The organism is Pseudomonas sp. UBA4194, assembly GCF_002379585.1.
Taxonomy (GTDB): domain Bacteria; phylum Pseudomonadota; class Gammaproteobacteria; order Pseudomonadales; family Pseudomonadaceae; genus Aquipseudomonas.
Genome location: NZ_DFUE01000027.1, coordinates 40492 through 48395, shown reverse-complemented (window position 1 = coordinate 48395; position 7904 = coordinate 40492). Strand labels below are relative to the sequence as shown.

Genomic DNA, 7904 nt, shown 5'->3' with positions numbered 1-7904 from the left:
TTGGGGTGAGGGGACCAGGCGACTCAGGACTCGCTGGCAGGCGCCGCAGGTGTTGTCGCGCCGGCTGCCGGAGCCGATGCAGGGGTTGGAGCAGCACTGGCTGACGAAGCCGCCTTCTTCACCGCCGGTTTACGCGGCGCAGCAGGCTTCTTCGCCGCCGGTGCCTTGGTCACGGTCTTGGCTGCCGTCTTGGCTGCGGCCGCGGGTTTGGCCACCACCGACTTCACCGCAGGCTTGGCTGCCGAAGCCGCTTTTGCCGCCGCCGGCTTGGCCGCCGCCCTGGGCTTGGTCGCGGGTTTACCCGCCGCCCCGTTGGCCGCTGGCCTGGTCCTCACCGCTGCCGGCTTGCTCGCCACCGAACTTGCCGAAGCCCCCGTCAGCTTCTCGATCTGCCGGGTCAGGGCATCGACCTTGCTGTGCAGTTCCCTGACCTCATTGCGGCTCGGCACGCCCAGCCGCGAGATGGCGCTGTTCAAACGCTTGTCGAACGCCTCCTCCAGTTCGCCCCACTTGCCCAGGGCGCGATCCTTAACATCCCCCACTCGCGACTTCGCCGTGTTGGCAGAGGCCTTGACGCTATCGACCTGATCATCCACCTCGTCCTTGACCTGCTTCTCGGCCTTCTCGCCGTCCTTCACCAGCGTCTCGAACAACTTGCTGCCGTCGTTGCTGATTTTCGAGTACGCGCCCAAACCGGCGAGCCAGATCTGGCGCGAGTACTTCTCGATCCCGCCGGTCCAGGAGCTGCCTTCTTTTGCGTCTTTCTTCTTGCCAGCCATCCCACTCTCCTTATTGTTTACGCGCGACACGTTCAACCAGTGCCGTCAGCTGATCGAGCTTAGCAGACAGGGTCTGCAGGTCATGCCGCGAGGGGATGCCGATGCGATTGAGGGCACTGGCCACCCGGCCGTCGAACGCGGTCTCGATCTTGTCGAGTTGTGTCTCGACCTTGCCTTTGACCACGGTCAGTTCGGTTTTCGCCGAATCGATCTGAGCGTTCGCCGCGACCACTTCCTTGTCGGTCAGCTGCTTGCCTTGTCGTTCGGTCTGCTCGCCGGTCTTGATCAGTTCCTGGATATAGCTCACGCCTTCCTTGCCGACCTTGGCATAGGCGCCCAGTCCAGCCAGCCAGATCTTGCGCGCATAGGAACGCACCTCATCGGTCTGGGCTTCGACTTTTTTCTTGATCACGACTTTGTTGCGGGGGGTAGCAGCCATGGTGCACCTCGAAATATCGGGGAAGGGCCCACGAACGGCGGGGACTGAGATGCACAGTAGAGGGGAAAATTAGAAAGGGCACCCTAAAGGGCGCAGGGGACCGATCACCACGGTCACCCAGCCGGCCACCTCAATCCAGCCTACGCCGCCAGCGCCTTGTCCAACGCCTTCTCGATCTCGCTCTGAATCGTCCCGCTCATCATCGACAGCATCATGCCCAGCTTCAGGTCGATGCGAATCGCGTCGTCATCGATCTTTACCGTGCCCTGGGCGCCGCTGCGCTTGACCGCCACGGTATCGCCCTGCCAGGTGGCCTGCACGTCATAGCGCTCCACCAGCTTGTCCACCACCACTTCGGCTTTCTGCCGGGCCGCTTCACGTCCCAGGTTATGTTTGCGCTCAACGCTGATCTGGGTCATCGAGGACTCCCGAGTAAAATGTTCGACTGGTGCCTATGTTACCCCGGTTATGTCGATCCCAGTGCCATTGCCGTCCATCGCGCCAAGACAAAGCGCCTCGGTGAGGCTTAGAATGGGCGGTAATTTTTCCTGGTGACAGCGATATGAACGATCAGCGCAAAGGCGGCGATGCCGAACCCACCACTCATTTCGGCTACAAGCACGTACCGGAAAGCCAGAAGGCCGAGAAGGTAGCCGAAGTGTTCCACTCGGTAGCCGCCAAGTACGACCTGATGAACGACGTCCTCTCCGGCGGCATGCACCGCCTGTGGAAACGCTTCACTATCGAGCTGTCCGGCGTGCGCGTGGGCAACCGGGTGCTGGACATCGCCGGCGGCACCGGCGACCTGGCGCGCAAGTTCTCCGAGCTGGTGGGCCCCACGGGCCAGGTCGTGCTGGCCGACATCAACGCCTCGATGCTCAAGGTCGGTCGCGACCGCCTGCTGGACAAAGGCGTGGCCGGCAACATCGAGTTCGTCCAGGCCGACGCCGAGAAGCTGCCGTTTCCCGACAACCATTTCGACTGCGTGACCATCGCTTTCGGCCTGCGCAACGTCACCCACAAGGAAGCCGCCATCGCGTCCATGCTGCGCGTGCTCAAGCCCGGTGGCCGGCTGTTGGTGCTGGAATTCTCCAAGCCTACCAACAAGCTCATGTCCAAGGTCTACGACGCCTACTCCTTCGCTTTCATGCCGCTGGCCGGAAAGCTGATCACCAACGATTCGGAAAGCTACCGCTACCTGGCCGAATCGATCCGCATGCACCCTGACCAGGAAACCCTCAAGGCGATGATGGTGCAGGCCGGCTTCGACCGCGTCACCTATCACAACATGACCAGCGGCATCGTCGCCCTGCACCGGGGAATCAAGCCCTGATGCTGGTCGCCGGCCTGATTGCCAGCGTCGAGCACGGCCTCAACCGTGTGCTGCGCCTGGACGGCACTGCGCTGCCGCGGCTGGCGCACCTGCACGGCAAGGTGATTGCCGTGGACTGCCGCAACCCGCGCTTTGCCCTGTTCATTCTGCCCAGTGCCACTGGCCTGATGCTGGCCGGACACTGGGCCGCCGAGGCCGACTGCACGCTGCGGGCTCCGGCCAGCAGCCTGGTACAGCTGGCCCTGAGCAAGGACAAGACTGCCGTGCTGCACAGCCCGCAGGTCGAACTCGACGGCAACAGCGCCGTGTTGCTCGATCTGGTCAAGGTGCTGCAGGACCTCGAACTTGATTGGGAATACGAAGTCTCACGCTGGCTCGGGCCGGTGGCCACCCAGATGCTGTCCGGTCACCTGCGCAGTCGCGTCGGCTGGACTCGCCAAAGGCTGGCCAGCGCCAGCCAGAACCTGGGCGAGTACCTGGCCGAAGAAGCGCGCACCCTGGTGGGCGAGCAGGAAGCGCAGGCGCGCTTTCATGAGATAGACGACTTGAAAATCGATGTCGAACGCCTCGAGGCGCGTATTGAGCGCCTCGTCCGATCCCACAATTCCAGCGATAACGCATGAAGCTGCTTGCCATCCGCCGTCTGTTGCGCATCCAGCGCGTCGTGATCCGCTACCGCCTCGATGACCTGATGTTCGCCCTGCCCTTGCCGTGGTGGCTGAAGATCACCCGCTTCGCCATGCCCTGGCGCTGGCTGCCGCGCAGCCGCCAGGAACTCAACCGCGGAGCACGTCTGCGCTTGGCGCTGCAGGATCTGGGCCCGATCTTCATCAAGTTCGGGCAGATTCTTTCGACCCGCCGCGACTTGCTGCCCGAGGACATCGCCGATGAGCTGATGCTGCTCCAGGACCGTGTGCCGCCGTTTGACCCGCAAAAGGCCATGGCCCTGATCGAGCAGCAGCTGGGCGCCAAGATCAGCGACGTGTTCAGTCGCTTCGACGTCGAACCACTGGCCTCCGCGTCGGTGGCCCAGGTGCATGCGGCCAAGCTCAAGAGCGGTGAGGAAGTGGTGGTCAAGGTCATCCGCCCCGGCCTCAAACCGATCATCGGCCAGGACCTGGCGTGGCTGTTCCTGCTGGCCCGGCAGGCCGAGCGGCTGTCGGCCGACGCCCGCCTGCTGCACCCGGTGGACGTGGTGGCCGACTACGAGCGGACCATCTACGACGAGCTCGACCTGCTGCGCGAAGCGGCCAACTCCAGCCAGCTGCGACGCAACTTCGAAGATTCCGACCTGCTCTACGTGCCCCAGGTGTACTGGGACTGGTGCCGACCCAAGGTGCTGGTCATGGAGCGCATCTACGGCGTGCAGGTTACCGACATGGCCACCCTGGCCGACCAGCGCACCGACATGAAGTTGCTGGCCGAACGCGGTGTGGAGATCTTCTTCACCCAGGTATTTCGCGACAGCTTCTTCCATGCCGACATGCACCCGGGCAACATCTTCGTCAGCACCGTGGCGCCGTGGAGCCCGAAGTACATCGCCATCGACTGCGGCATCGTCGGCAGCCTGACCCCCGAGGATCAGGACTACCTGGCGCGCAACCTGTTCGCCTTCTTCAAGCGCGATTACCGACGCGTAGCCCAGCTGCACATCGATTCGGGCTGGGTGCCGGCCGAAACCAAGCTCAACGAATTCGAAGCCGCGATTCGCACCGTGTGCGAGCCGATCTTCGAGAAGCCGCTCAAGGACATCTCGTTCGGCCAGGTGCTGATGCGCCTGTTCCAGACCGCGCGCCGCTTCAACATGGAAGTGCAGCCGCAGCTGGTACTGCTGCAGAAAACTCTGCTCAACATCGAGGGGCTGGGCCGTCAGCTGTATCCGGACCTGGACCTGTGGAGCACCGCCCAGCCGTTCCTGGAACGCTGGATGCGCGAGCGGGTCAGCCCCAAATCTTTGTTTCATAATGTTCAATCGCAGGTCGAACAGTTGCCGCACCTGGCCAACATGACCCGTGATCTGCTCGAACGGATGTCTCAGCCGCACCGCAAGGACCCACCACCGCCCTGGCACAGAGCCCGCGACGGCTGGGCCTTGCGGCTGGTGGGCGGCGCGCTGCTGGTGGGCGGCACGCTTACTGCAGTGTCTGGCATTGCCCTGGACAGCGTGCAGGCATGGCCGGCGTGGCTGATGCTCGCCTCGGGCTTGTTTCTGGTCGTGCGCCGATAGCCAGTGCGGCTGTCGGCTGGCACACTAGCCCCCTACGTAGTCGGAGTGGTAAATGAAAGACTGGCTTGATGAGATCAAATGGGACAGCGACGGCCTGGTGCCCGCAATCGCCCAGGATCACCAGACCGGGCGTATCCTGATGATGGCCTGGATGAACCGCGAATCGCTGGCCCTGACTGCCGCCGAAAACCGCGCCATCTACTGGTCTCGTTCACGCGGCAAGCTGTGGCGCAAGGGCGAGGAATCGGGCCATGTGCAGAAGCTGCATGAAATGCGGCTGGACTGCGACGCCGACGTCATCGTGCTCAGCGTCGAGCAGATCGGCGACATCGCCTGTCACACTGGCCGTCAGAGCTGCTTCTACCGGGTATTCGAAAATGGTCAATGGACCGTGGTCGACCCGGTGCTCAAGGACCCTCACGCCATCTACCACGCAGGACACAGCCATGAGTGACACCCTGAGCCGCGTGGCCGCGGTGCTTGAGGAGCGCAAGGGCGCCAGTGCGGACAGCTCCTATGTCGCCAGCCTCTATGCCAAGGGCCTGAACAAGATTCTGGAGAAACTCGGCGAGGAATCGGTGGAAACCATCATCGCCGCCAAGGACGCCGCCGTCAGTGGCGATTGCAGCGATGTCATCTATGAAACCGCCGACTTGTGGTTTCATAGCCTGGTGATGCTCGCGCAACTTGGCCAACATCCGCAGGCCGTACTGGATGAACTGGACCGACGCTTCGGTCTGTCCGGGCACGATGAGAAAGCCGCCCGCCAGCCCACTGCCTGAAACCGCATTTTCTGAGGAGTAGCATCATGGGTCTGTTTGATTGGAAACACTGGATCGTCATCCTGATCGTTGTGGTCCTGGTGTTCGGTACCAAGAAACTGAAGAACCTGGGCACCGATGTCGGTGAGTCGATCAAGGGCTTTCGCAAGGCCATGAACGACGACGACAAGCCGGGCGCCGAGCAACCTGCCCAGCCTGTTCACCCTCAGGCCAGCTCGCCATTGAATCCCCAGCCGGTGAACCCGCCGCACACCATCGACGGCCAGCATCAGAAAGTCGAAGAGCCCATCAGGAAAGACTGATCAATGTTCGGTATCAGCTTCAGTGAACTCATGCTCGTGGGCCTGGTGGCCCTGTTGGTGCTGGGGCCCGAGCGCCTGCCAGGTGCCGCGCGTACCGCCGGGCTGTGGGTCGGTCGGCTGAAGCGCAGCTTCAACTCGATCAAGACCGAGATCGAGCGGGAAATCGGCGCCGACGAGATTCGCCGCCAGTTGCACAACGAACACATCCTGTCGCTGGAGGAAGAGGCCCGCAAGATCCTCAATCCGCAGCAACCGGCCCCGGCAAAACCCGCCGAGCCGCTGGCCGACCCTATCGCTCCGGGCGCCCAGGCCCAGCCCGTGCTGGACCGCGATGCCGCCAGCGCCCAGGTGACGCCCATCGCAGTGCCCGCCACCGAGCCTGCCGCCAGCACCCAGCCGGTGCTCGACCGCGATGCCAGCAGCGCTGCTCCTGCGCCGGTGAGCATCGCCTCCAATGAACCGACACAGCCGTCGCGAGCACCATGAGCGAAATTCCGGAAAACGATCAGCCGATGCCGCTGGTCTCGCACCTTACCGAGCTGCGCACGCGCCTGTTGCGTTGCGTGGCCGTGATCTTCCTGGTCTTCGCCGGCCTGTTCTCGTTTGCCCAGCAGATCTACACCCTGGTGTCGGCGCCCCTGCGCGAGTACCTGCCCGCTGGCGCGACGATGATCGCCACCGACGTGGCCTCGCCATTTCTGACGCCCTTCAAGCTGACCATGATGGTGTCGCTGTTCCTGGCCATCCCGATCATCCTGCACCAGGTCTGGGGCTTCATCGCTCCCGGCCTGTACAAGCATGAAAAGCGCGTGGCCGTGCCGCTGCTGGTGTCCAGCATCTTTCTGTTCTATGCCGGCATGGCCTTCGCCTATTTCCTGGTGTTCCCGCTGGTGTTCAAGTTCTTCGCCAGTGCCACTCCGGCGGGCGTGACCATGGCCACCGACATCGCCAGCTACCTCGATTTCGTGATGACCTTGTTCTTCGCCTTCGGGGTGGCCTTCGAAATCCCCGTGGCGGTGGTGCTGCTGGTATGGATTGGCGTGGTGAACGTGCAGTATCTGCGCAAGATTCGTCCCTACGTGATCATCGGCTGCTTCGTGGTGGGGATGATCCTGACCCCACCCGACATCTTCTCGCAGACGCTGCTGGCGGTGCCCATGTGGCTGCTGTTCGAAATCGGCATTCTGTTTGGCGGGCTGATCCGCAAGCGCGGCGATCGTGAAGACGCCGACGACACCGACGCCAAGCCGCCAGCGACACAGGCATGAACCTGCTGTTGCTCGAGCAAGCCGATTTCGTAGCGGCTGGCCGCGTGGTGCTGCGTGATCGCCGCTTTACCCATATGCAGGACGTGCACAAGGTCGAGGTGGGCGACAGCCTGCGGGTCGGCCTTATCGATGGCCTGATGGGGCATGCCGAGGTGGTTCGCCTGGAGGGCCATGAAGCCGAGCTGAGCGTGACCCTCGACCAGCCGCCGCCAGCCAAGCTGCCGCTGACCCTGATACTGGCCCTGCCCCGCCCGAAAATGCTGCGCCGGGTGTTTCAGACCCTCGCTACGATGGGCGTCGGCAAGGTCGTGCTGGTCAACAGCTACCGGGTCGAGAAGAGCTTCTGGCAAACCCCCTTTCTGGAGCCTGCGGCCATTCGTGAGCAACTGATCCTGGGCCTTGAGCAGGCTCGCGACACGGTGCTGCCGGAGGTGATCATCGAAAAGCGCTTCAAGCCGTTTGTCGAGGATCGCTTGCCGGGCATGGCGCAGGGCACGTTGGGGCTGGTCGGACATCCGGGCGCTTATCCGCCCTGCCCGCGTCATCTGGATGAGGCCGTGACCCTGGCGATCGGGCCGGAGGGTGGGTGGATTCCCTATGAGGTGGATCTGCTGGGCAAGGCCGGGTTACAGCCGGTGCAGTTGGGGGAGCGGATTTTGCGGGTAGAGACGGCGGTGGCGGTGTTGTTGGCGCGGTTGTTTTGATTGGTTGAGGATGGGGGGTGAATGGTCCCCTCACCCCAGCCCTCTCCCTGGGGGAGAGGGAGCCGATCAC

General features: G+C 63.2%; 12 protein-coding genes. 9 read left to right on the top strand and 3 right to left on the bottom strand.

Going from position 1 to position 7904, the window contains the following annotated elements; genetic code table 11:
• Window positions 1-23 precede the first annotated feature (23 nt).
• From B3397_RS07770 to B3397_RS07760, 3 genes are all read right to left on the bottom strand, one after another.
• On the bottom strand, window positions 24-779 hold the full coding sequence (locus tag B3397_RS07770; RefSeq protein ID WP_296248773.1) for a phasin family protein: 756 nt from the start codon (window positions 777-779) through the stop codon (window positions 24-26).
• Between the two features lie 10 nt (window positions 780-789).
• Entirely contained in the window at window positions 790-1218 is a 429-nt protein-coding gene (locus tag B3397_RS07765; RefSeq protein WP_296248772.1) for a phasin family protein, read from the bottom strand.
• A 140-nt stretch (window positions 1219-1358) separates the two neighbouring features.
• Window positions 1359-1637: a polyhydroxyalkanoic acid system family protein gene (locus tag B3397_RS07760; RefSeq protein WP_296248770.1), complete on the bottom strand. Its 279-nt coding sequence runs from the start codon at window positions 1635-1637 to the stop codon at window positions 1359-1361.
• Window positions 1638-1780: 143 nt separating this feature from the next.
• Here B3397_RS07760 and ubiE point away from each other — a divergent pair, with 143 nt between their 5' ends.
• Genes ubiE through B3397_RS07715 form a run of 9 tightly spaced genes read left to right on the top strand, consistent with a single transcriptional unit; the run spans window position 1781 to window position 7834 of the window.
• Window positions 1781-2551 carry a bifunctional demethylmenaquinone methyltransferase/2-methoxy-6-polyprenyl-1,4-benzoquinol methylase UbiE gene (ubiE, locus tag B3397_RS07755; RefSeq protein WP_296248768.1) on the top strand — a complete coding sequence of 257 codons (771 nt, stop codon included), beginning with the start codon at window positions 1781-1783 and terminating at the stop codon, window positions 2549-2551.
• Window positions 2551-3174, top strand: coding sequence for a ubiquinone biosynthesis accessory factor UbiJ (locus B3397_RS07750; RefSeq protein ID WP_296248766.1), 624 nt, complete (start codon window positions 2551-2553; stop codon window positions 3172-3174). Before ubiE ends, B3397_RS07750 begins: the two co-directional genes overlap by 1 nt.
• Window positions 3171-4778 carry a ubiquinone biosynthesis regulatory protein kinase UbiB gene (gene ubiB, locus B3397_RS07745; RefSeq protein ID WP_296248764.1) on the top strand — a complete coding sequence of 536 codons (1608 nt, stop codon included), beginning with the start codon at window positions 3171-3173 and terminating at the stop codon, window positions 4776-4778. The genes B3397_RS07750 and ubiB overlap by 4 nt, the downstream gene beginning before the upstream one ends.
• A 52-nt stretch (window positions 4779-4830) precedes the next feature.
• Window positions 4831-5232: a phosphoribosyl-AMP cyclohydrolase gene (hisI, locus tag B3397_RS07740; RefSeq protein WP_296248763.1), complete on the top strand. Its 402-nt coding sequence runs from the start codon at window positions 4831-4833 to the stop codon at window positions 5230-5232.
• Window positions 5225-5560: a phosphoribosyl-ATP diphosphatase gene (locus B3397_RS07735; protein ID WP_296248762.1), complete on the top strand. Its 336-nt coding sequence runs from the start codon at window positions 5225-5227 to the stop codon at window positions 5558-5560. Before hisI ends, B3397_RS07735 begins: the two co-directional genes overlap by 8 nt.
• Window positions 5561-5586: 26 nt before the next feature.
• Complete coding sequence (locus B3397_RS07730; protein WP_296248761.1) at window positions 5587-5862, top strand: twin-arginine translocase TatA/TatE family subunit; 276 nt, start codon at window positions 5587-5589, stop codon at window positions 5860-5862.
• Between the two features lie 3 nt (window positions 5863-5865).
• On the top strand, window positions 5866-6348 hold the full coding sequence (gene tatB, locus B3397_RS07725; protein WP_296248759.1) for a Sec-independent protein translocase protein TatB: 483 nt from the start codon (window positions 5866-5868) through the stop codon (window positions 6346-6348).
• Complete coding sequence (gene tatC / locus B3397_RS07720; protein WP_296248758.1) at window positions 6345-7130, top strand: twin-arginine translocase subunit TatC; 786 nt, start codon at window positions 6345-6347, stop codon at window positions 7128-7130. Before tatB ends, tatC begins: the two co-directional genes overlap by 4 nt.
• Window positions 7127-7834, top strand: coding sequence for a 16S rRNA (uracil(1498)-N(3))-methyltransferase (locus B3397_RS07715; RefSeq protein WP_296248756.1), 708 nt, complete (start codon window positions 7127-7129; stop codon window positions 7832-7834). Before tatC ends, B3397_RS07715 begins: the two co-directional genes overlap by 4 nt.
• Window positions 7835-7904: the final 70 nt, after the last annotated feature.